17 protein-coding genes are annotated in these 23,085 nt (G+C 52.6%); 14 read left to right on the top strand and 3 right to left on the bottom strand.

Annotation, left to right across the window (positions count from 1 at the left end; translation table 11 throughout):
* Positions 1-11: 11 nt before the first annotated feature.
* Positions 12-1,553, top strand: a complete 1,542-nt coding sequence (tyrR, locus tag ENTMO_RS0113325) for a transcriptional regulator TyrR (RefSeq protein ID WP_010431664.1) — start codon at positions 12-14, stop codon at positions 1,551-1,553.
* 38 nt (positions 1,554-1,591) lie between these two features.
* Here the strand turns inward: tyrR and ENTMO_RS0113320 are convergent, their stop codons facing one another.
* Positions 1,592-2,800, bottom strand: coding sequence for an aldose 1-epimerase family protein (locus ENTMO_RS0113320; protein ID WP_010431660.1), 1,209 nt, complete (start codon positions 2,798-2,800; stop codon positions 1,592-1,594).
* 283 nt (positions 2,801-3,083) lie between these two features.
* The gene (gene tpx / locus ENTMO_RS0113315) at positions 3,084-3,590 is read right to left on the bottom strand and encodes a thiol peroxidase (RefSeq protein WP_010431657.1); all 507 of its coding nucleotides are present in this window, start codon (positions 3,588-3,590) and stop codon (positions 3,084-3,086) included.
* Positions 3,591-3,697: 107 nt separating this feature from the next.
* On the opposite strand from tpx, the gene ycjG reads away from it, so the two are divergent.
* A complete protein-coding gene (gene ycjG, locus ENTMO_RS0113310; RefSeq protein ID WP_010431653.1) occupies positions 3,698-4,663 on the top strand; it encodes an L-Ala-D/L-Glu epimerase in 966 nt (321 codons plus the stop codon).
* On the opposite strand, the gene mpaA is transcribed toward ycjG, so the two are convergent.
* Positions 4,654-5,367 carry a murein tripeptide amidase MpaA gene (gene mpaA, locus ENTMO_RS0113305; protein WP_010431649.1) on the bottom strand — a complete coding sequence of 238 codons (714 nt, stop codon included), beginning with the start codon at positions 5,365-5,367 and terminating at the stop codon, positions 4,654-4,656. The genes ycjG and mpaA overlap by 10 nt on opposite strands.
* Positions 5,368-5,552: 185 nt before the next feature.
* Between mpaA and ENTMO_RS0113300 the strand changes: the two genes are divergently transcribed.
* The 12 genes from ENTMO_RS0113300 to ENTMO_RS25760 all read left to right on the top strand — a co-directional run bounded on the left by ENTMO_RS0113300 (position 5,553) and on the right by ENTMO_RS25760 (position 23,083).
* Positions 5,553-7,169 carry a peptide ABC transporter substrate-binding protein gene (locus ENTMO_RS0113300; RefSeq protein WP_010431646.1) on the top strand — a complete coding sequence of 539 codons (1,617 nt, stop codon included), beginning with the start codon at positions 5,553-5,555 and terminating at the stop codon, positions 7,167-7,169.
* Positions 7,170-7,881: 712 nt separating this feature from the next.
* Complete coding sequence (gene tssB / locus ENTMO_RS0113295; RefSeq protein WP_010431643.1) at positions 7,882-8,373, top strand: type VI secretion system contractile sheath small subunit; 492 nt, start codon at positions 7,882-7,884, stop codon at positions 8,371-8,373.
* A gap of 34 nt (positions 8,374-8,407) precedes the next feature.
* Positions 8,408-9,949, top strand: a complete 1,542-nt coding sequence (gene tssC, locus ENTMO_RS0113290; protein ID WP_010431639.1) for a type VI secretion system contractile sheath large subunit — start codon at positions 8,408-8,410, stop codon at positions 9,947-9,949.
* Positions 9,950-9,967: 18 nt separating this feature from the next.
* The gene (tssK, locus tag ENTMO_RS0113285) at positions 9,968-11,305 is read left to right on the top strand and encodes a type VI secretion system baseplate subunit TssK (RefSeq protein WP_010431638.1); all 1,338 of its coding nucleotides are present in this window, start codon (positions 9,968-9,970) and stop codon (positions 11,303-11,305) included.
* A complete protein-coding gene (gene tssL / locus ENTMO_RS0113280; RefSeq protein ID WP_010431637.1) occupies positions 11,302-11,955 on the top strand; it encodes a type VI secretion system protein TssL, short form in 654 nt (217 codons plus the stop codon). The genes tssK and tssL overlap by 4 nt, the downstream gene beginning before the upstream one ends.
* A 3-nt stretch (positions 11,956-11,958) precedes the next feature.
* The gene (locus ENTMO_RS0113275) at positions 11,959-13,683 is read left to right on the top strand and encodes an OmpA family protein (protein ID WP_010431635.1); all 1,725 of its coding nucleotides are present in this window, start codon (positions 11,959-11,961) and stop codon (positions 13,681-13,683) included.
* 4 nt (positions 13,684-13,687) lie between these two features.
* A complete protein-coding gene (hcp, locus tag ENTMO_RS0113270; protein ID WP_010431633.1) occupies positions 13,688-14,179 on the top strand; it encodes a type VI secretion system effector Hcp in 492 nt (163 codons plus the stop codon).
* A 174-nt stretch (positions 14,180-14,353) separates the two neighbouring features.
* A complete protein-coding gene (gene tssH, locus ENTMO_RS0113265) occupies positions 14,354-16,993 on the top strand; it encodes a type VI secretion system ATPase TssH (protein WP_010431630.1) in 2,640 nt (879 codons plus the stop codon).
* On the top strand, positions 16,986-17,534 hold the full coding sequence (locus tag ENTMO_RS0113260) for a hypothetical protein (RefSeq protein WP_010431626.1): 549 nt from the start codon (positions 16,986-16,988) through the stop codon (positions 17,532-17,534). Before tssH ends, ENTMO_RS0113260 begins: the two co-directional genes overlap by 8 nt.
* Entirely contained in the window at positions 17,528-17,992 is a 465-nt protein-coding gene (locus tag ENTMO_RS0113255) for a putative T6SS immunity periplasmic lipoprotein (RefSeq protein WP_010431624.1), read from the top strand. The genes ENTMO_RS0113260 and ENTMO_RS0113255 overlap by 7 nt, the downstream gene beginning before the upstream one ends.
* A 302-nt stretch (positions 17,993-18,294) precedes the next feature.
* Positions 18,295-20,811 (top strand): type VI secretion system Vgr family protein, encoded by a 2,517-nt coding sequence (locus tag ENTMO_RS0113245; protein ID WP_010431621.1) that lies wholly within the window; start codon positions 18,295-18,297, stop codon positions 20,809-20,811.
* A 16-nt stretch (positions 20,812-20,827) separates the two neighbouring features.
* Positions 20,828-23,083 carry a hypothetical protein gene (locus tag ENTMO_RS25760; protein ID WP_010431619.1) on the top strand — a complete coding sequence of 752 codons (2,256 nt, stop codon included), beginning with the start codon at positions 20,828-20,830 and terminating at the stop codon, positions 23,081-23,083.
* Positions 23,084-23,085 lie beyond the last annotated feature (2 nt).

Raw genomic sequence — 23,085 nt, 5'->3', positions numbered from 1 at the left:
GTGAATTTCCCATGCGTCTGGAAGTCTTTTGTGAGGACCGTCTCGGTCTGACCCGCGAGTTACTCGATCTTCTTGTTTTACGTAGCATTGATTTACGTGGCATTGAGATCGATCCTGTCGGGCGAATTTACCTCAATTTTGCCGAAATTGAATTCAACACCTTCAGTAGCCTGATGGGGGAAATCCGCCGTATCGCTGGCGTTACGGATGTCCGTACCATCCCCTGGATGCCGTCAGAGCGTGAGCACCTGGCGCTGAGCGCGCTGCTGGAAGCCATGCCTGAACCTTTCTTGTCCCTCGACTTGAAAAGTAAAGTTGAGCGCGTGAATCTGGCCAGCTGCCAGCTTTTTGCGCAGAGTCAGGAGAAACTCAGCAATCATCACGCTACGCAGCTGATCCCCGGCTTTAACTTCCAGCGCTGGCTGGACAGTAACCCGCAAAACACCCACAGCGAACATGTCGTCATTAACGGGCAAAATTTCCTGATGGAGATCACGCCTGTCTACCTGAAAGGGGAAAACGACAGTCGTGTCCTCACGGGGGCCGTGATCATGCTGCGTTCCACCGTCCGTATGGGACGTCAACTGCAGAACATTTCCAGCCAGGATGTCGGCGCATTCAGCCAGATTATTGCCGTCAGCCCAAAAATGCGCCATGTAGTCGATCAGGCACGTAAGCTCGCCAGTTTGACTGCACCCTTGCTGATAACAGGCGATACGGGAACCGGGAAAGATTTACTCGCGCATGCCGTACATATGGCCAGCCCGCGGGCGGCAAAACCTTACCTGGCACTGAACTGCGCGTCGATCCCTGAAGATGCCGTTGAAAGTGAACTGTTTGGCCACGCGCCGGAAGGGAAAAAAGGATTCTTCGAACAGGCCAACGGCGGTTCGGTCCTGCTGGACGAAATCGGCGAGATGTCTGCTCGGATGCAGGCTAAGCTGCTGCGCTTCCTGAACGACGGTACCTTCCGTCGCGTGGGTGAGGACCATGAAGTCCACGTCGACGTTCGCGTCATTTGCGCCACCCAGAAAAACCTGGTGGAGCTGGTGCAAAAGGGGGTGTTCAGGGAAGATCTCTATTATCGTCTGAACGTGCTGACACTTAACATCCCGCCGCTGCGCGATTGTCCGCAAGACATCATCCCGCTGACGGAACTGTTTGTGGCCCGCTTTGCAGATGAGCAGGGGGTGCCGCGTCCGAAGCTTTCTGCCGATCTGGGCACGGTGCTGACGCGCTACGGCTGGCCGGGCAATATTCGTCAGTTGAAGAACGCCGTGTATCGCGCGTTGACTCAACTGGAAGGATATGAGCTGCGGCCTCAGGATATCCTGTTGCCGGATTACGATGCCGGGACGGTGTCGGTAGGTGAAGAGGCGATGGAAGGCTCGCTCGACGATATCACCAGTCGTTTTGAGCGCTCTGTGCTGACGCAGCTGTATCGCAGCTATCCAAGCACACGCAAGCTGGCCAAGCGGCTTGGGGTGTCACATACCGCGATTGCGAATAAGCTGCGTGAGTATGGGCTGAACCATAAGAAAGGCGACGAATAAAAAGCAAAAGCCTCCGGATGGAGGCTTTTGAATGTCACTTATTCCTTCGCGATTGGGTTGGCAACGAGGTCTGGTTTTGTCTCACCCTGAATCGCCGCGATCCTGTTCTCCACCTCTTTCACCTGATCCTGGTTATGAAGGAGGGTATAGGTGAGATCGAACTGCGTACTTGCGCCAGGTTCCAGCTGCTTAACGCGTTTCTGCTCGCGTTCAATCGTGACCGGGTAGGCGTAGCTGGTACCGGGTTCAATACCCGTGACATAGCCTTGCTTCAACGTGTCGGTATTCTTCCACAACGTCAGAACCGGCAACTGGCGAGTATCAAACTGAATTGATGCCCCTTTATCACCCGCTTTGTTGACCACCGCAGCAAGCGTCTGGCGATCTTTGTCAGCCAGCGGCGTGATATTAAAGACCATCTCATCAAACCCTTTTGTCGGACCGGCATAGGTTTGCCAGCCGTTCAGACCCGCTTTGGCGTAATCGTTAAATGGACTCACGCTGGCGGCCGGAGCCAGGAAGCGAGCGCCTTCTTCAAGGATCGGCGTGCCAAAGTTGCTGTGGTAGATGATTTGATAGTCGTGCGGGTAGTCAGCATGGTTGGTCAGAACATCATGCAGGCTGAACTGGTTGCTTCCGGGAACATAACGCAGTTCGGTCATCGTTTGCAGATCGGCTTTTTTGAAGGTGCTCTCTTTAATCAGACCGCGAATGCGGATTTCATGCGGTGCAGCATCAGCGACCTCGACTTCAACCTGAGATACCGGCGTATTCCCCGCCTTACCGTGCAGCGTGTAAATCTGCCCGTCCGCTGTTACCGGGTGGCCTGTCCACTCATAGCCGCAGCGAACCATCATTTCGTTGAAACCTTCCAGCCAGCCGAGTCCATTTCGACTTTCCAGATTGATAAATGCCGGGTTAACGACCTCTTTAACCGGAGAGTCCCAGCCCAGTTTTGACCCAAAACCCTCAACGCGCAGTAAATTCATACCACGGGTTGGACTCAACGTTATTGTGAGGCCATTTTTACTGCTAATAACAATGATTTTACTGCCTTCCTGCTTACCGCCGCGGAGAACTTTTTGTTCAATGCTGAAGTTCGGCCCTTTAGCGTTCAGCTCATCACTCGAAATTCGCCAGTTTCCTTTTTCCACACCGCTTTCAGCGCTTGTCAGCACCCATGTTTTTGCCGAGACATGACCTGAAAACAGTACTGCAACCACCGTCAACGCCAGTTTAATTTTCATATTTATCCCTTTTTGCTGAAACGATTATTTGAATACGTCAGCAAATCTAATGTTTAGAGGGGAGGGGAAATGTGATGGGGTTCACTGGTGAGAAAATAACGGTTTTTTAACCTGAAAAATGAGATTTATTTCTCCTGTTTGTTTATCTACTAAACAATATTTACATGAAAAGTGTGAGGTAAAAGTATTTATGCCTTAACGATTCAGTTCATCGGGCAATAAAAAACCCCGCCGACGCGAGGTTTCAGGACAATGCTAAGCTTTATAGAATGCTAAGCAATCATTATGCTTTCAGGGCGTCCAGCGCAGCAGTGTAATCCGGCTCGGTGGTGATTTCGTTTACCAGTTCACTGAAAACAACGTTGTCGTTTTCGTCGATGACCAGAACTGCACGTGCCGCCAGGCCTTTCAGGGCGCCTTCAGAAATGCCAACGCCGTATTTCTCCAGGAAATCAGGGCTGCGCAGGGTAGAAAGGGTGATGACGTTGCTCAGACCTTCAGCGCCGCAGAAGCGAGACTGGGCAAACGGCAGGTCAGCGGAAATGCACAGCACGACGGTGTTGTCCATTTCTGTTGCCAGTTGGTTGAGTTTACGCACGGATGCGGCACAAACGCCGGTATCGATGCTTGGGAAAATGTTCAGGACTTTGCGCTTGCCAGCAAACTGGCTCAACGTGACGTCAGACAGATCTTTAGCCACCAGCGTAAAAGCCTGCGCCTTGTTACCCACCTGCGGAATGGCACCTGCAACAGTGACCGGGTTGCCCTGGAAATGAACGAGTTGTGACATAGATATCTTCCTGTTTACATATAGTTAACGTCGGGGCTAGTGTATGCCATCCGCGGATAACACGGCAAACCAATTTTTATGCCTTACCGGGCTACAAGGAGTCAGTGATGAGAAGCGTAAAGGTCTATGAAGAAGCCTGGCCATTGCATACCCCGTTTGTGATCTCCCGCGGCAGTCGCAGTGAAGCCTGCGTCGTGGTGGTCGAAATAGAGGAGGACGGCATTAAGGGGGTCGGTGAATGCACACCTTATCCTCGCTACGGCGAGAGCCTTGCTTCGGTGATGGCCCAGATCATGACCCTGGTTCCCGATCTTCAAACGGGCCTTACCCGCGAATCGTTGCAACAGCGACTGCCCGCCGGTGCAGCGCGCAACGCGATTGACTGCGCGCTGTGGAGCCTGGAGGCCGCGCAGCGGCAGACAACCTTGTCCTCGCACCTGGGGATTACGTTGCCGGGGGCGGTTGTGACCGCGCAGACGGTCGTTATTGGTGAACCAGAACAGATGGCGGCCAGCGCAAAAGCGCTCTACGACTCCGGTGCGACGTTATTAAAGATTAAGCTCGACGATCGATTAATCAGTGAACGGATGGTTGCCATTCGTGCGGCAGTGCCGCAGGCAACGCTGATTGTGGATGCGAATGAATCCTGGCATAGCGAGGGACTGGCCGCACGCTGTCAGCTGCTGGCCGATCTTGACGTTGCCATGCTCGAACAGCCTTTACCGGCGCATGAGGATGCCGCCCTGGCGAATTTCATTCATCCACTTCCTGTCTGTGCAGATGAAAGTTGTCACACCCGTGACAGCCTGGACAGCCTTAAAGGCCGCTATGAGATGGTTAATATTAAGCTCGACAAAACGGGCGGATTAACCGAAGCGCTTGCGCTGGCAAAAGCGGCGCAGGAGCAGGGATTTACCCTCATGCTGGGATGCATGTTGTGCACATCCCGGGCGATTGGCGCGGCGCTGCCGCTGGCAAATCAAGTGCGTTTTGCCGATCTCGATGGCCCGACATGGCTGGCGGTTGACGTCTCACCCGCGCTGAATTTCACCACGGGCGTGCTTCATCTCTGAGGTTCCCACCGCAGAAGTTCTGTCATCGCCTTGAGATACTTTTCGCTGGCTTCATCAGACGAGATAGGCGGGAATTCTGCGGTGATACAATGCAGTCCCAGGTCAGCGCACCAGCTGCCGAACGAGCCTGGTGTTTCGTAACCCACGCTGGTCACAAGCGGAAGGGCAAATGCCTCAGCCAGCCACTGACCTAGCGCCGTATGGCGCGGATCTTCGATACAGGCCAGCGGATCGTGGAACGAGACAACCCAGGCCGGGTGGATCTTATGAATGAGCTGGCATAACGCCTGCGTCTCCGGCTCCGAGCCGGGGGTGTCTCCCGTCAGCAGGACCACATCGCGCTCTTCGGCGGAGCTGTTCCAGCGATACACCGTCTCACCGGCGCGCCAGTTTGCTGCCGGAAAATTGCGGTTTAAGTCAATCCCCCTCGCATTGGCACGCAACCCAAGCTGACAGCCATCCGGATTGACGGTCAAAATCACGTGATGACGCCGCAGTTCGGGAGTCAGTGTCCTCAGCGCGCACGACAGCGTGACAATGGATGAATGCTCATCGCCGTGCGTACCGGCAATGATCAGACCGCTGTTACGATCGGCCTCCGGGGCAGGAAACCAGATCAAAGATGCACCAAAAAAAGAACGGCCATATTGCTCAGCGCCAGGCGGAAAAGCACCACGTTGCGCTCTTGGTCGGGTGATTGTCATACGAAATCCTGATAAAAATGTCTCTATTGGCAGTGTTGTGCAAAACTTGCTGTTTATCAAATAGTTTCCGTGTTAGCGGAAAATTGCCAGATATCAACTTTCCGGATGAAGGTATTTGCTTTTCTCATTTGGGAAACAAATAATTACGCATCTGCTGGTTATCTGAATTCAATCAAGGGGATCTTATGAAGCATCCTGTTTCGCGTCTCTGTACTGCACTCTGGCTGTGCGGACTTTCTTCACTTTCGTACGCTGCTAATGTGCCGCAGGGCACTGTTCTGGCGCAAAAACAGGAACTGGTGAGACACATTAAAGACGAACCGGCTTCGCTCGATCCGGCTAAGGCCGTAGGTTTGCCTGAAATTCAGGTGATCCGTGACCTTTATGAAGGTCTGGTGAATCAGAATGAAAAAGGGGAACTGACCCCCGGCGTGGCAACGCGCTGGCAGAGCAACGATAACCGTGTCTGGACCTTCACGCTGCGAGACAACGCCCGATGGTCTGACGGCACGCCCGTGACGGCGCAGGATTTTGTCTACAGCTGGCAGCGTCTGGTTGACCCAAAAACCACCTCACCGTTTGCGTGGTTTGCGGCGCTGGCGGGTATAAACAACGCGCAGGCGATTATCGATGGTAAAGCCGCGCCTGATACGCTTGGCGTTACGGCCGTCGATGCCAAAACGTTGCGCGTACAGTTGGATAAGCCGCTGCCCTGGTTCAGCAACCTGACGGCTAACTTTGCGTTTTATCCAGTCCAGAAAGCCAATGTTGAGAGTGGTAAAGAGTGGACGCGTCCGGGCAGCCTTGTGGGGAACGGTGCGTATGTGCTGAAAGATCGTGTGGTCAACGAGAAGCTGGTGGTGGAGCCGAATGCACACTACTGGGATAACGCCAAAACGGTTCTGAAAAAAGTCACTTTTGTGCCTATTAACCAGGAGTCTTCAGCCACAAAACGTTATCTGGCTGGCGATATTGATATCACCGAGTCGTTCCCAAAAAATATGTATCAGAAGCTGCTGAAGGATATTCCGGGGCAGGTGTATACGCCGCCGCAGCTGGGCACCTATTACTATGCGTTCAACACGCAGAAAGGCCCAACGGCTGATGCCCGCGTGCGCCTGGCACTGAGCATGACAATCGACAGGCGTATTATGGCGGAAAAAGTACTGGGTACAGGTGAAAAACCAGCCTGGCACTTCACTCCTGACGTCACGGCAGGTTTTACGCCGGAGACATCGCCTTTTGAGCAGATGTCGCAGCAGGAGTTAAACGCACAAGCAAGGACGCTTTTGCAGGCGGCAGGCTACGGTCCGCAGCGTCCGCTGAAGCTAACTCTGCTGTACAACACATCAGAAAACCACCAGAAAATTGCCATCGCCGTGGCATCAATGTGGAAGAAGAACCTGGGTGTGGATGTCAAATTGCAAAACCAGGAGTGGAAAACCTACATTGACAGCCGCAACACCGGTAATTTTGATGTGATCCGCGCGTCGTGGGTAGGGGATTACAACGAGCCCTCCACGTTCCTTTCGCTGCTGACCTCAACCCACAGCGGCAATATTTCCCGTTTCAAGGACCCGGCTTACGACAAGATTATCAACCAGGCGACGCTTGAAACCACCGAGAAAGCGCGTAACGAAGATTACAACATGGCGGAAAAAATCCTGACCGAGAAAGCCCCGATAGCCCCGATTTATCAGTATACCAATGGACGTTTGATCAAGCCGTGGGTGAAAGGTTATCCGATTAATAACCCCGAAGACGTAGCCTATAGCCGGACGATGTATATCGAAAAGCACTGATCATTGCCTGTTAGCCTAAGGCTACTACCGCTAAACCTGAGCTGGCGCGCTTACAGCGCCAGTCTCTTTATTTGACCCTCTCCCGCCGCAACGACATCCGACGAATGGTACCCAGCAATTAAGCCTGGGGAATCTTATTATGACGTTTTTATATTGACAATCGCGCCACAAATGGAATAAACCTTTCGTTGACTCTTACGAGCTATTACTATCAGGTATCTGAGGTACGATTACTATTTGGAAAGGTCTTCGTTTGAATAATACATTCACATCGCGAATGATAAATATATTTTTATTACGTTCTCGGAATTATTTCTTGTCCAGTATTGGACTTTTTTATTGCTGATACTTTTAAGAAAAATATCGTGCTGTTATTTGCGGATTCAGAAATCCCTCAAGCGTGAGGGTATCTGCCGCTGTATTCATTCATTGATTTATATCAATAATATGCGTGTTCTTTGATATAAAGAGGATGTTTTCATCGCGAGTGGATTTTAATTTCACCCTTCTGTAATTAAAAAGTTAATGCTGTGTTTTGTTTTTGTTTAAATGGCGTTATGTGCTAATTGTTAATGGATTAAAATTCTTAATAAAAGTCTTATGTCAGATCTATGATCTGTTTAGTTGATCTTGAATGGTTTTTTGTTCTACTATGGATTTGTAAAGAAACGTCGTTATTTTCAACAAACATTCCTTAAGGAAAGGGACCGCTATGGCCGATACGTTCCAGAACGAGGTGCCGAAGGCACGCATAAATTTAAAGTTGGCTCTGCACACTGGTGGCGCACAGAAGAAAGTCGAACTGCCGCTGAAACTCCTCACCGTCGGTGATTTCAGTAATGGCAAAGAAAGTCGTCCATTATCTGAAAGAGAAAAAATCAACGTCAATAAAAATAACTTTAATAGCGTACTTTCGGAATTTAACCCGGAAGTAAACCTTAGTGTGCAGAATACGCTGGCAGGGGATGGTTCGGAAGAGAACGTGAAGCTGAGTTTCTCCGATATTAAAGATTTCGAACCGGAACAGGTGGCCCGTCAGATCCCTCAACTCCGTGCCATGCTGGCGATGCGTAATTTATTACGCGATCTGAAATCTAATCTCCTTGATAACGCTACTTTCAGAAAAGAACTCGAGAAAATTCTTAAAGACCCGGCGCTGTCTCAGGAATTACGCGACGAAATGAGTGCACTGGCCCCGAAATAAGCGGCGTGCGTTATTTAATGGATTAACCGGGAATATGCTGATGTCTGTAAATTCTGAAACCGCCTCCGCGCAGGGGCAGACCACCGTACTGGAAAAAGAGAGCGTTTACGCCTCCCTGTTTGAAAAAATTCATCTGACCCCGGCATCCAGCCTGGGTGATATTAACGACTTCCTCGACGATGCCGCTTTGTCTGACGCTCCGGCAGGTGAGCGCCTGACGGCCGCGATGCAGGTGTTTATGGACTGCATCCGCAAGTCCGGACAACAGGTGGAAAAGCTCGACAAGACGCTGATTGACCACCACATCGCTGAGCTGGATTTCCAGATCAGTCGCCAGTTGGACGCAGTAATGCACCATCAAGAGTTCCAGAAGGTGGAATCACTGTGGCGCGGCCTGAAGCAGCTGGTGGACAGCACTGACTACCGCCAGAACGTGAAGACTGAAATTCTGAACGTCTCGAAAGACGATCTGCGTCAGGACTTCGAAGATGCGCCGGAACTGATCCAGAGCGGACTCTACTGGCACACTTATACCGCCGAATATGACACCCCTGGCGGAGAGCCAATTGGCTCGGTGATCTCCTCCTATGAGTTCGATGCCAGTCCGCAGGACGTGGCACTGCTGCGCAACATCTCTAAAGTGTCTGCTGCTGCACATATGCCGTTTATCGGTGCCGTCGGTCCGAAATTCTTCCTGAAAGACTCCATGGAAGAAGTTGCAGCGATTAAAGATATCGGCAACTACTTCGATCGCGCTGAGTATATTAAGTGGAAATCCTTCCGTGACACCGACGACTCACGCTATATCGGCCTGGTGATGCCGCGCGTGCTGGGGCGTCTGCCGTACGGTCCGGACACCGTGCCGGTGCGTAGCTTCAACTATGTCGAGCAGGTGAAGGGCCCGGATCACGATAAGTATTTGTGGACCAGCGCGTCATTCTCCTTCGCCTCGAACATGGTGAAGAGCTTCATCAATAATGGCTGGTGCGTGCAGATCCGTGGCCCGCAGGCCGGTGGCGCGGTGAAAGATCTGCCGATCCACCTGTATGACCTTGGCACCGGTAACCAGGTGAAAATCCCGTCGGAGGTGATGATCCCGGAAACGCGCGAGTTTGAATTCGCCAACCTGGGCTTTATCCCGCTGTCGTACTACAAAAACCGCGATTATGCCTGCTTCTTCTCGGCTAACTCTGCCCAGAAACCGGCGTTGTACGATACCGCGGATGCCACCGCCAACAGCCGCATCAACGCGCGTCTGCCATACATCTTCCTGCTGTCGCGCATTGCGCATTACCTGAAGCTTATTCAGCGCGAAAACATCGGTACCACCAAGGATCGCCGTCTGCTGGAGCTTGAACTCAACACCTGGGTGCGTGGGCTGGTGACTGAAATGACCGATCCGGGCGACGAGCTGCAGGCCTCACACCCGCTGCGCGATGCGAAAGTGGTGGTGGAAGATATCGAGGACAACCCGGGCTTCTTCCGCGTGAAGCTGTTCGCGGTGCCACACTTCCAGGTGGAAGGCATGGACGTGAACCTGTCGCTGGTGAGCCAGATGCCGAAAGCGAAAGCGTAAGGCGGGGAGAAATCAGGGATGAAAATTTACCGCCCGCTTTGGGAGGATGGGGCCGCTCTGGCCCCGCAACAGTTCCAGCAGCAGGCCCGATGGAGTGAGCACGTAGCCAGTATGGTCGCCCGGATGGGTATTTCTCATCCATGGGGCGTGATTGCGGCGGAATTTGATGATGCTGCACTGGCGCTCTCGCGCCTGAATGCCACGCGTCTGGTGGTGCGATTTCAGGACGGTACTCTTGTTGATACGAACCTGGCAGACAATCTTCCTCCGGTTTGCGATGTGTCTATTGCAGCCAGCAGTGAGGCTGTTGACGTGGTTGTCGCGCTGCCGTTGATGAGCGCCAGTGGTGGCAATCTCGATAACGGGCAGGACAGTGAACGCCCGCGTCGCTGGAAAGCCGAACGTGTGGTGGTGCAGGAGCTTGCGGGCCATGAAAGTGGAGAACTCGCCATTCTGCGTCATGCTCTGACCTTGCGTCTGTCCAGTCAGGAAAATACGGCTTACCTGACCTGTCCGGTAGCCCGTCTGGTGCGTAATGCACAGGGACAGTGGAGCAGAGACCCGGATTTCATTCCGCCGATGCTTTCCATTTCTGCAAGCCCGTTGCTGACCGTAGAACTGGGTGACCTGCTGATCCGCCTGCAGGTTCGTCGCCGTCGCCTGATGGCCATGCGACGCGAAAGCAATGAGAGGATGGCCGACTTTGCTGTCGCGGATGTCTCCCTGTTCTGGCTTCTCAATGCCCTGAACAGTGCCGAGCCGGTGCTGGCGGAACTACTGCAGACACCGGATCGTCACCCGGAACTGCTGTACCGCGAACTGACCCGTCTGGCTGGCAGCCTGCTGACCTTCTCACTGGAGCATGACGTCAGTGACATTCCTGCCTATCTGCACGATGAACCGGAACGGGTATTCCCGCCGTTGCTGACGCTGCTCGATAAACTGCTGGAAGCCAGCCTGCCGTCGCGGGTCGTGAGTATCCACCTGGAGCATCAGGACCAGATCTGGAAAGGTGCCCTGCACGATGCGCGCCTGCGCGAAGGGGCGGACTTCTACCTCTCCGTACGCTCATCCATGCCGAACCATGAGCTTCAGACGAAATTCCCGCAGCTGTGTAAAGCGGGCAGCTTTGATGATGTTTCGGATGTGGTGAATGTGGCACTGAGCGGGATGCTTATCAAACCTCTGACGCATGTTCCAGCTGCTATCCCGTTACGTCTTGAGAACCAGTATTTCTCGCTGGATCTGAGTACTGAGGCGGCACGTACGATGCTTGAAATGGGTAGTTGCACCTTCTATACCCCGCGCTCACTGGGGGATGTGAAACTTGAACTCTTTGCGGTGCTGCGCACATGAAAAAATCTGAACTCATTCAGACAGAACGTATCTTCTACCCGGGCTGGCTTATGGTCAGCCAGCTGCGGGGCGGTCAGGAAGTCCGTGACGGAGAAGGGCTCTATCGTCGGGCCCGTCGTCTGGTGCAGGATGCGAAGGTTGCACTCACGGAGGCAGGTTACAGCAACATCAGCCGTGACCATATGGTGTATGCCCTGTGTGCACTGCTTGATGAGAGCGTGATGAACCGGGGAACCACCGATGATGGCTACCTGGCCTGGCATCGTGATCCGCTGCAGGCGCATTTCTTTGGCACCCTCAATGGCGGTGAGGAGTTATGGGAACGGATCCGCAATCTGTTGAAAGAAACCGCCCCTGATTCCTCCGTCCTGACCTGCATGTACCGGACCCTGCAACTGGGGTTCGTTGGTCAGTATCGTGCCCAGGATGATGAGCGACGGGAAGATGTTGTTCTCGCACTCGCTGAACGGGTTCCGGCTTTCACACTGGCACAGGACGCCCCCATTATTGCCCGCGCATCAAGCTTGCGCAGCGGCCGCCGCTGGTACTGGCTGACCTGGGCTGTGGCTGCTGTCGCTCTGGCGGCACTCTGGTTCTTCCTCTCGTCCTCGCTTACCGAGCTGGTAAGCCAGACTGTCAGGCCGGGGTAAGCGATGCGGGATGTGTACCGAAGTCTGTTAACTGCCTTGGGTGCCGTACTGGCGCTGTGGCTCATCCTCGGATTCTGGCCACTGTCAACGGTGAGCCGTGTGGCACTCACCCTGCTTGTTGCTCTGGTGTCCGGGGTGATGTTCTGGCGTCAGCGCCGGGCTTCTCAGGCGCGGGCGAGCGCACTACGCGAGATTGCGGATGAAAACCTACCGCCGGAAGATTTTCAGGGGGCGGTGATCCTTGTTTCTGGCGACAACACTCCTCTGTTTGTGTCCGGAGCCCGTTTCCGGGAAACCCGGCAGGGCTGGTATCTGTGGGTGAAGGATGCGGAACAGCTGCCACTCTTTGCGCAGCACCTGAGCCTTGCTCGCCCGGCCCTGGTATCGCAAATCTCGGTCATGCTGGCGGTGGTACCCGAGCTGCACACATCCGATGATGATTTTACCCAGTCCCTGCGGGGATGGCAGCGGGCTGTCGTCCAGTGCCGTGCGGCATTCGGCATGATCCCTCCGCTGTGGACCGTGACTTGGGTATCTCCACCTGCGGCCTGTGCGGAGGCTGAGCCCGTCTGGTTTAGCACGGTAAGCCAGCGGATCGGTATTCAGGTGTATCAGCCTGGTCAGGGCAATGTGTCACTGACTGAGTGGATCCGAGAGACCGGTGCAGACGGGCGTCTTTCGCGTCTGAGTCAGGGTCTGTGGCTGGACGGTCTGCTTGCCTGGCAGAACAGCGCGGTCAATGAGCTGCTGTCGGTAAGGAGGGGTGAATTACCGGCGATGAAACCCTGCGTGCAGGGCATGTGCATGGTTCCGGTGAGCGGTACCAAGTGCAATCTCTGGCAACAGCACATCACCGCTGTGACCGCGCTGCCACCGGATGTCGTCCTGACTACAGAGCCACTGCCACTGCCTGAACAGCTGCTGCCAGGGTTACCGCGACGACGTGGTGTGAGTCGCCGGATGCTGTTCTGGCGTTACGCAGGATTACTGGGCGGGATTTTTCTCGCGCTGGCGATGGTGGCGTCATGGGTGAACAACCAGCGTCTTATCCGTAATGTTGGCGATCATCTTGCGTTATACCACCATCTCACCGGCACGCCGGTTGCACCGAAACTGCGGGCGCAACAGCGCCTGAGAGCCGATGGCGCATTGTTGGACGACTGGCAGCGCCGCGGGGAGCCACTGCGTTATCGTCTGGGACTGTATCAGGGGTTGCGTCTGGTTCCGCCCGTTGAGGCCGCCGTCAGCGACTGGGCACCTCCGTCACCACCTCCTCCGGTCATTAAGAAAATTATTCGGGGTCCGAAAACCATTCGCCTCGACAGCATGTCGCTGTTCGACTCGGGCAAGTACGACCTCAAGTCAGGCTCCTCCAGAATGCTGGTGAACTCCCTGGTAGGCGCTAAGGCGAAACCAGGCTGGCTGATTGTGGTGGCGGGCCATACCGACAGTACGGGGGATGACAAATCCAACCAGGTGCTGTCGCTTAAGCGCGCGGAGTCCGTGCGCAACTGGATGCGTGACACCGGCGACGTGCCCGAAAGCTGTTTTGCGGTACAGGGCTATGGCGAAAGCCGCCCTGTCGCAACCAATGACACCCCGGAAGGCCGTGCGCTTAACCGCCGTGTCGAAATCAGTCTGGTACCGCAGGCGAATGCCTGTCAGATACCCGGCAAAACCTCAGCGTCATCGCAGGATGATGGCGCTTCACTACACAATGGAGAGTAATTTCATGGCAATTCCTGTTTATCTTTGGCTGAAAGACGACGGCGGCGCGGACATCAAAGGATCTGTTGACGTTCAGGACCGTGAAGGCAGCATCGAAGTGGTGGCGCAGGAGCATAACCTGTACATCCCGACCGATAACAACACCGGCAAGCTGACCGGTACCCGTATCCACACGCCGTTCCTATTCACCAAGGAAATCGATTCGTCCAGCCCGTACCTGTACAAAGCCGTGACCACCGGTCAGACCCTGAAGTCTGCGGAATTCAAATGGTACAAAATCAACGACGCGGGCCAGGAAGTTGAGTACTTCAACACCAAACTCGAGAACGTAAAAGTGGTGAAAGTGAATCCTGAAATGTACGACATCAAGGAGGCTTCCAAAGAGAAGCACAACCATCTTGAGCGCGTAGAACTGCGTTACGAAAAAATCACCTGGACCTACAAAGACGGCAACATCATTCATTCCGACTCATGGAATGAACGCGCCACCGCGTAATCCTGATGCGGGCAGGGTTTTCCTGTCCGCAGTTTTTTGCTGAGTGCCTGTCTCAAACGGGCGTTGAGCAAAGAAACCCACAATCTGCCAGCCCGACCTCATGCGCTTTGGTCCCCTTCACGGGAAACAGCGATGGGCGGTAGCGTGTCCAGGAACCGATATAGAGAGAAAGTCATGGAAAATCCAGCCATCCTGCTGCGACGTCTGAACCCTTACTGTGCCCGTGCGATGGAAGGGGCAGCCTCGCTCTGCCAGACCCGCGCGCATGCGGAAATTTTGCCGGAGCACTGGCTTCTGAAGCTGCTGGAGCAAGGGGAAGGTGACCTGACGGTGCTGGCGCGTCGCTACGAGTGGGATATGGATGCGCTATGGCAGGATTTGCTCGGCTGGCTGGATAATCAACCGCGTTCGGTACGCAGTCGCCCGCAGTTGTCCGCTGATATCCAGATACTGATGCAGGAAGCCTGGCTGATTGCCTCCCTTAACGGCGAAGAGCACATCCGCAGTGTCCATCTGCTGATGGTGCTGGTTGGTAAGCCTAAACTGGCGCGCTGCGACGGTATGTGGCCTTTGATTACGCTCGGCCAGAGCCAGCTTGATCGTCTTCGCGGGCTTCTGGACGCGCAGTCTGATGAGCGTCCAGATGTACAGCAAGAAGCAGAACTGGCACAAAATCACGGTGGTGAAGTGGAATTTGTCGGACGTCCGATCGGCGCAGAGATAAAAGACGGTGAACGGAACCCGGCGCTACAGAATGCACTGGATAAATTTACCCTCGACGTCACCGCCAGAGCGAAAGTGGGCAAAATCGACCCGGTGTTTGGCCGTGACACCGAAATTCGCCAGATGGTGGACATTCTCTCCCGTCGCCGGAAAAACAATCCGATCCTGGTCGGCGAACCTGGCGTCGGCAAAACGGCGCTGGTCGAAGGCCTGGCGCTGCGTATCGCCGGGGGCAACGTACCGGAATCGCTCAAGCAAGTGGTGCTGCGCACCCTCGACCTCGGCCTGTTGCAGGCGGGAGCGGGCGTGAAAGGCGAGTTCGAACAGCGCCTGAAAAACGTGATTGACGCGGTGCAGCAGTCACCGGTGCCGATATTGTTGTTTATCGATGAAGCCCACACCATTATTGGTGCCGGTAATCAGGCGGGCGGTGCCGATGCAGCAAATCTGCTGAAACCGGCGCTGGCCCGCGGTGAACTGCGTACCATCGCCGCGACAACCTGGTCCGAGTACAAACAATATTTTGAGCGCGATGCTGCTCTGGAGCGCCGCTTCCAGATGGTCAAAGTGGACGAGCCGGATGATAATACGGCGTGTCTGATGCTGCGTGGTCTGAAATCCCGCTACGCTGAGCACCACAATGTGCATATTACTGACGATGCGGTTCGCGCTGCAGTCACGCTCTCTCGTCGTTACCTGACTGGCCGCCAGTTGCCTGATAAGGCGGTTGACTTGCTCGACACCGCCGCTGCGCGTGTGCGTATGAGCCTCGACATAGTGCCGGAACAGCTGACCCGCATCCGCTCGGATATCACTTCGCTGGAAATGGAAAAGCAGGCGCTGCTGGAAGATATTGCTGTCGGCAATCAGAACCATGGTGAACGCCTGACCGTCATTGAGCAGGAAGAGAACGACCTTATCGTTGCACTCGACGAGCTTGAAACTCAGGACGGGCAGGAGCTGAAACTCACCGGACAACTGGTGGGAAGCCGCCAGGATATCTCCCGTCAGAGTGAGACACTTGAGTTACAGCAGGCGCTTAATGGCATTCAGCACAGCAACCCGCTGCTTTGTGTGGATGTGGACGTACGCACCGTCGCCAACGTGATTGCCGACTGGACCGGCGTACCGCTGTCCTCCCTGATGAAAGACGAGCAAACCGAACTGCTGACCCTGGAAAACGAAATCGGCAAGCGTGTGGTTGGGCAGGACGTGGCGCTGACCGCCATCGCCCGGCGCCTGCGGGCAGCCAAAACCGGGCTGACGTCAGAAAACGGTCCGCAGGGCGTGTTCCTGCTGATCGGCCCGAGTGGCGTCGGGAAAACCGAAACCGCGCTGGCGCTGGCGGGCGTGCTGTACGGCGGTGAAAAATCGCTGATTACCATCAACCTGTCCGAGTACCAGGAGCCGCACACCGTTTCCCAGTTAAAAGGTTCGCCTCCGGGTTACGTGGGTTACGGTCAGGGTGGCATCCTCACCGAAGCCGTGCGCAAGCGCCCGTACAGCGTGGTACTGCTCGATGAAGTGGAAAAGGCGCACCGCGACGTCATGAACCTGTTCTATCAGGTCTTCGACCGCGGCTTTATGCGCGACGGCGAAGGGCGCGAAATCGACTTCCGCAATACTGTCATCCTGATGACCTCCAATCTCGGCAGCGACCATCTGATGCAACTGCTGGATGAACAGCCGGACGCCACCGAAGGCGACCTGCACGAGCTGCTGCGTCCGATCCTGCGTGACCATTTCCAGCCGGCTCTGCTGGCCCGCTTCCAGACCGTGATTTATCGCCCACTGGCGGAAGCGGCCATGCGTACCATCGTTGAGATGAAGCTGTCACAGGTCAGCAGGCGCCTGAACCGTCACTACGGCCTGACCACGCACATTGATGAGAACCTGTATGACGCGCTGACCGTCGCCTGTCTGCTGCCTGACACCGGGGCGCGCAACGTCGACAGCCTGCTCAATCAGCAGATACTGCCGGTACTGAGCCAGCAACTGTTAAGTCATATGGCGGCGGGGCAGAAGCCGCAGCACTTGGCGTTAGGCTGGAGTGATGAAGAGGGGGTTGGGCTGGAGTTTAAACATGACTGAAGAAACTCAGGATCCGTTCAGAATTAAAGAAGGTGGTGTCAGGCTACTTACGACGGGTGAGATACAGCTGGCACACTCTGTTTTTTTATCCACTATTGATTATTCGAAAGTATGGATCCACAGGGAAAGTTACCTCCCTTTCAATTTACAGGATAAGAATACGGCGATGACGCCGGACGGGGAGATCTATTTTCGTGAGCAATATAGCGATGATTTTTCCCAGGTAACTGACGATCTTCAACATATGTTCATCCATGAAATGAGTCATGTCTGGCAACGAGCACAAGGAATGAACGTTATTGGCAGAGGGCTGGTTAGCTGGATGGTAAGCTATCATTACACCCTCGATGGTCGTCTTTTAAGCGAATATGCTATGGAGCAGCAGGCGCAGATTATTGCGGATAATTTCATTCTGGAGACACATGGTTATAAGCATTGGATTATCTTACGAAGGTCGAATAATGTCACTCTTGATGGTGATATTTCAGAAGAAGTCATTCGGGAATGCTATAAAATGGCATTAAGAGGTTTTCCATGGTGATTAAAGAATATAGAAGATTATTTTTGTGTTCTGTAACTTTAATATGTGCCTTCCTGTTAGCTGGGTGTCCAGGCCAGGGAGATAGATTTCGGTTTGATGAAACGACTCAAGTTAAGTTGATTGATGATAATATTTGTTTTTCCATTGACAATGCGCAAGGTTATCGGCTCGTCATTATAGCGATAAACCCAAGGAATACGCCTCCGAAGAAACAAGAGTTTTTTGATAAGCCCTCACTTTTAATTCAAAATAATGAATTGTGTGTTCCTTCGTCATTTTATCATTTTAAAGATAACACTAAATACATTGTTGAATTTGTACTTCATCCAACGCTTGATAATAAAGGGGCTAGAAGTTTTGTCGTTGGTGTCGGTATTAATGACAATCAAGTGTATAATTTTCCTTTGACGGATCGCGAGTTCGCAAGGCCTTATGGCTCAATTCAAGTTTCCGAATAGTGTCTCAATGTAAAATTGCAAAAATTTTAATCTTTATTACTTTGGCTATGATGGAAATGCTGTTTTTTTCGGATGCTTTTATTTATACGTTTGTTAAGCATTTTATTCACATTAGTGGTGATGGGAAATATACGATAGATAATTTTGAAATGACCGTTTTGCTGAAGAAAATCCTCGCCTGCGCCCTCGGGCTGGAATCGTAATCACCCTTTTTCGTACTCGCTGAGTAACCCGATTAAACCTGCAATGTGCTTGTCGGCAATAGCGTCATGGACAGCAGGTTATTCCATGGAGTCAATATCATGAGTCTGACCGATACGCTGAAGAACACCCTATCTGCTCTTACGGAGGGCGGGTTGAACCGCTACCGTCTCGACATTCCATCCTGTACGGCTTCACTGGATGTTGAGACTTTTACCGGTAAAGAGTTCATGAGCGAGCTTTACCACTACACCATCTTGTTCACCAGCAGCGATCAGAATATTAGTTCGGCACAACTGTTGACCAAACCTGCCACGCTGACCATGGGGACCGGGCCATTGATGGGGCTAACCGGGCAGAAAGTGGTGCATGGCGTGGTGACGCATTTTAAGCGTATCAGTGGTTCACGCGACCAGGCAACATACCAGATTATTATTGAGCCGTTCCTTTCCCTGTTGCGCAAGCAGTTCCGTACCCACCGCTTTTTCGTTAATAAGTCGGTACCGGAAGTTGTCACCGAAGTATTGCAGGAGCATGGCCTGAAAGGCTGGGAGTATGAATTTACCCTCAAAGCTGGCTATCCAAAGCGCGAGCAGATCAACCAGTACAAGGAAAGTGACCTCGCGTTCATTGAGCGTCTGCTGGCCGAAGTGGGGATTTTCTACTTCTTCACTCTGCAACCGGACACGCAAACCGAAGTGGTACACTTCGCGGACAAGCAGAGTGCATGGATCTTCGGTAAAACGCTGCCTCTGAACAGCCCGTCAGGGATGAATGACAATAAAGCCGATTCAGTGTGGGGCGTAAACGTCCGGCAAAACGTCGTTGAGCGTTCTGTCACCGCCAGTGATTACAATCACCGTGAAGCCCAGAATGTACTGACCTCTGCACCTGCGGACATGACCCGTGGTGATGGTGACGGTGTGACCTACGGCGAGGTTTATCACTACCTGCCGCGTCATCTTGAACGTGGCGATAAAATCACACCTTCCGCAGAAACCGGCAACTTCTGGGCCCGCCTCGAGCATGAGCGTTTTCTGTCCGGACAAACGACGGTCAGCGGATGCAGTAATGATGCCCTGCTTTCTCCGGCTCAGGTGCTGACCATCAGTGAAGTGGCGATCCCGCCGACTTTACCCTCCGAAACGGACAACGGCATTATCATTACCCGCACGGGTTATACTGCCAGCCGTAAGAATGCCCTGTTAGTGACGTGGGAAGGGATGCCTTATTACGAAAACCGTTGCTGGCGTCCGGCTCCTAAAAAACGCCCGGTGGTCAGCGGCACTCTGATGGCGCGCGTCACCAGCGCCAAAGATAACGATATCTACGCCTGGCAGGATGCCTCGGGCATGTACCGGGTGAAGTTTGATGCCGATCGCGATGACAAACGTCAGGGTATGGAAAGTATGCCGGTTCGTTTTGCCAAACCTTACGGTGGCGACAAGTACGGCTTCCACTTCCCCCTGATACGGGGCACTGAAGTCGCCATTGCGTTCCATGAAGGCGATCCGGATCGTCCGTATATAGCACACGCGATGCACGACTCCCGTCACGTTGACCATGTGAGTGAAGCTAACAGCACGCGAAACGTTATCAGAACAGCTGGGCTGAACAAGCTGCGGATGGAGGACAAGCGCGGTGAAGAGCACGTTAAGCTCAGTACTGAGTACGGGGGTAAGACCCAACTTAATTTAGGGCACAATGTAGACGCTTCCAGGAAACTTCGCGGCGAAGGTGCTGAGCTTCGTACTGACAGACACGTTTCCATTCGCGGTGGGGCAGGGGTGTTTATCACAGCAGATAAACAGCCGTTTGCTGGGGACAAGATGCTCTCTATGAAAGAGGCTATTACCCAGCTTGAAAATGCTCTGACGATAGCAAAAAGTTTGTCATCAGCTGCTGAAGGGGCTGACGCCCTACCAGCAGATACTGCAAGTCAGCAGACGCTTAACACAGCTCTCAAAGAGCTTGCTAAACCAGGGATCATATTGAATGCGCCTGAAGGTGTGAGTATCACCAGTCCTCAGGCAGTGTGTGTAGCTTCTGGTACCGCCAGCGTAGGAATTATGTCCCAGCAGAATACTGATATCAGTGCTCTGAAGCGCTTTACGGTGGCTGCGGGCGAGGCCGTGAGTATTCTGGCCCGAAAAGCTGGGATGAAGCTCTTTGCTGCCAAAGGAAAAGTGGAAATCCAGGCGCAGGATGATGTGCTGGAGGCCATTGCGAAGAAAGACGTAACGGTGACAAGTGTGGAAGGCAAAGTGGTCATCACGGGTGCAACAGAGCTGGTTGTTAACTGTGACGGTGCATTTATGAAACTGGCAGGTGGAAATATGGAGCTTGGGGCTCCAGGCAATATTTTACTGAAATGTGCCAATATCCAGAAAATAGGAAGTGCGGATTATGACGCACCTAAACCGGAACTTCCCCAAGGATATAGCGAGAACTTTGTTGCACAGGATAAGGAGTCCGGCGATATCCTGGCAAACACGCGATATCGGATCACCACTGCTGATGGCTCTGTTTATGAAGGGCGCACTGACAGTGAAGGTAAGACGGCTGAAATATTCGGTGCGGCAAAAAGCAAAATCAATATTGAACTGCTCGGTGGCTAATTCAGGGAGTTAGAAAATGACTAAAGGTACACAGCAAAGTAGCCTGGATAACGTGAGTAAAAACACTGTCGTCAACGGAGAGCATGGCCCTCAGATATATTTTCACCCAGGCAGTGCAACGTTACTTTGCGTTGATGCAAAAGATAACCGCTTACTCATACAGGAACAGCTGAAAATGACAGCGTTGCTGGAAAACCAGAAGAAAGCGCAGATTGCTCTGGATGAACTCAATTATGAGATGCTGACTCAGGCAGGTAAAAAACCACAACGTGCTTATGACAGTAAGCTACAGAGTACATACCAACAACTCAATGACGCTAACGAAAAATTAAAGGCAGAGCTCAAAGCCCTTACCGCAAGTGTTCCTGAGGGAGAGCTGCTCGATGAGAACTCCACAGGTTCAGCTATCGGACTTATGGAGTTGATCCCCCTTCAGAAGACTGCCGGATTTAAGAGTACTTACGTTCGCTCTGATAAAATTCGCGGCCACTGGCGGAAGTACAAACTCAGCGATGTAGATAAGGAAAGTGGTGAAGCCAGCTTCATTAAATATGAAGATAAAGAAGTGACTGGCATCGATGCGGATGGTAATGAGATAAAAAAAACAGTCAGGTCAGGGAAAATAGATATCGAAGAGCTCAGGAAACAATTAAAAAAAGCATCCTTCAGTCTTAAATTTGAAGATGAACTGTTAGAAGACAGTAATGTTGTTCTGACGGACTGGGCGAAAAAAATGAATAAAGGGCTTACCTGGCCCAATGAAAATGATAAACCAGATGATGAGTCAGCTTACCATCAGTATGTCGACATCAGTGCACAGGCTCAACTGATGCGCTATAGCCAGGGAGCGGGGCTATCTTCAGAATTTAACCCTTTAGAAGGGAAAGCCTCCGCGAAGATGGAAGGTCATGCCAGTTTTGCTCTGGGAGAGGCGAAGGCATCCGCTGAACTTTTTATTCCTGATCGACTTGGTATCGCATTGTTGTTTCCTGCCAGAGCATCTTCGGGCGCAGTAGGTGGAGTCTGTAACATGGGGGCCATTCGCTACACCATTAATGCGGTGTTATCCGGCAATGCCGGAGCAAGCCTGGGGATTGAGCTGGGTGTAGAAGCTGATTTTAGTGGAGAAATGGCAAAGGGCTATGGGATTAAGGGTAGCCCGGCACGGCTGACCCCACCGCCGCCTCCAGGCCAGCGACAAATTAATCTCACTATCCCACAGCCTGATGTCCAGGCTGGCGGAGAAATTGGCGCTTTTGCCGGCGTTCAGGCAGGTGGCAATGTCAGCGGTGCTATTGAATGGTTTGACCCACATCCGGATGATGACAGTAATGTTAAGCATGAAGAGAATAAGCCAATTGTTGCCAAAGAGAAGAAATTCACAGCAATAGCCACCTTATCTTTGGGGGTAACCGCTCAGGCCGGGGCCGGAGGAACTGCTGTTTTCTACGTAACGTATATTAACAGTCGGTTCAGAATTTATTGTAAGGCTGCATTGTGCTGGGGAGTTGGAGCTAAAGGTTCATTAGGTTTTGAAGTGGATGGGAATTCATTTGCGGCATTTATGAAGGGTTTTATGTATATGCTTAGGAATGTGGATTATCAGAAACTTGAGGACATGATGCCTCGTGATTCATTTCGAGCTTTGTGCGCAATCCCAATAATTTTAGCAGCCGAAAAAATTCAAATTGGCGTTGATATGTTCAATAGCATTAAAGGTGAAGCTCAAGAGGTTTTGATTCAACTTGATAACGCGCTGGACAATGAAGAAAAAAGGGTTGCACTGATGAATCGTATTATAGCCAATCCGGATCAGTTAAAATATACCCCGCCAGAGACGAAAGGTACAATTATTGCTCAATTAATAGATGTGACAGCATTGGATGTTATTGACCCTCGAAACCAAAAGCGAAACACCAAAAAATGGGGGGTAATGCAGAAGAGGAAAATGGCAGTAATGTATTGTTTTAAATGGGTGCAGAGTAAAGCTGACTATAATAATGTGATGCAACATATGACTACTAGCCCTGCGGCAGAAAAAGGGGACGTATATACTAATGATAAGGTACTATTAAAATTTATGGGGCTTACTGAGTTTGGAGTATTAGATGAATACTCATCTCAATACGAAAGAAATCTTGGTCTTCTTTATGACAGGCTTCCTGATACTGTAGAACCCGATGAACCCTTCAAACATATCCCAGATGAGCAGATTGAAGAGTATACTGCTTTGATTTATCAACAGCATTCTTCAAATACAGCAATGGCATAAGG

The sequence above is a fragment of the Enterobacter mori LMG 25706 genome (genome assembly GCF_000211415.1).
Taxonomy (GTDB): Bacteria; Pseudomonadota; Gammaproteobacteria; order Enterobacterales; family Enterobacteriaceae; genus Enterobacter; species Enterobacter mori.
Note: the sequence above shows the minus strand (reverse complement) of the source record. Positions and strands in the feature narration are given on the sequence as shown.

Coding starts and splice junctions, on each gene's coding strand:
- hcp (WP_010431633.1), top strand. CDS start 13,688: ATGGCAATTCCTGTTTATCTTTGGCTGAAAGACGACGGCGGCGCGGAC.
- tyrR (WP_010431664.1), top strand. CDS start 12: ATGCGTCTGGAAGTCTTTTGTGAGGACCGTCTCGGTCTGACCCGCGAG.
- ENTMO_RS25760 (WP_010431619.1), top strand. CDS start 20,828: ATGACTAAAGGTACACAGCAAAGTAGCCTGGATAACGTGAGTAAAAAC.
- tssC (WP_010431639.1), top strand. CDS start 8,408: ATGCTGATGTCTGTAAATTCTGAAACCGCCTCCGCGCAGGGGCAGACC.
- tssH (WP_010431630.1), top strand. CDS start 14,354: ATGGAAAATCCAGCCATCCTGCTGCGACGTCTGAACCCTTACTGTGCC.
- ENTMO_RS0113260 (WP_010431626.1), top strand. CDS start 16,986: ATGACTGAAGAAACTCAGGATCCGTTCAGAATTAAAGAAGGTGGTGTC.
- tssB (WP_010431643.1), top strand. CDS start 7,882: ATGGCCGATACGTTCCAGAACGAGGTGCCGAAGGCACGCATAAATTTA.
- tpx (WP_010431657.1), bottom strand. CDS start 3,590: ATGTCACAACTCGTTCATTTCCAGGGCAACCCGGTCACTGTTGCAGGT.
- ENTMO_RS0113255 (WP_010431624.1), top strand. CDS start 17,528: ATGGTGATTAAAGAATATAGAAGATTATTTTTGTGTTCTGTAACTTTA.
- mpaA (WP_010431649.1), bottom strand. CDS start 5,367: ATGACAATCACCCGACCAAGAGCGCAACGTGGTGCTTTTCCGCCTGGC.
- ENTMO_RS0113275 (WP_010431635.1), top strand. CDS start 11,959: ATGCGGGATGTGTACCGAAGTCTGTTAACTGCCTTGGGTGCCGTACTG.
- ENTMO_RS0113320 (WP_010431660.1), bottom strand. CDS start 2,800: ATGAAAATTAAACTGGCGTTGACGGTGGTTGCAGTACTGTTTTCAGGT.
- ycjG (WP_010431653.1), top strand. CDS start 3,698: ATGAGAAGCGTAAAGGTCTATGAAGAAGCCTGGCCATTGCATACCCCG.
- tssK (WP_010431638.1), top strand. CDS start 9,968: ATGAAAATTTACCGCCCGCTTTGGGAGGATGGGGCCGCTCTGGCCCCG.
- tssL (WP_010431637.1), top strand. CDS start 11,302: ATGAAAAAATCTGAACTCATTCAGACAGAACGTATCTTCTACCCGGGC.
- ENTMO_RS0113245 (WP_010431621.1), top strand. CDS start 18,295: ATGAGTCTGACCGATACGCTGAAGAACACCCTATCTGCTCTTACGGAG.
- ENTMO_RS0113300 (WP_010431646.1), top strand. CDS start 5,553: ATGAAGCATCCTGTTTCGCGTCTCTGTACTGCACTCTGGCTGTGCGGA.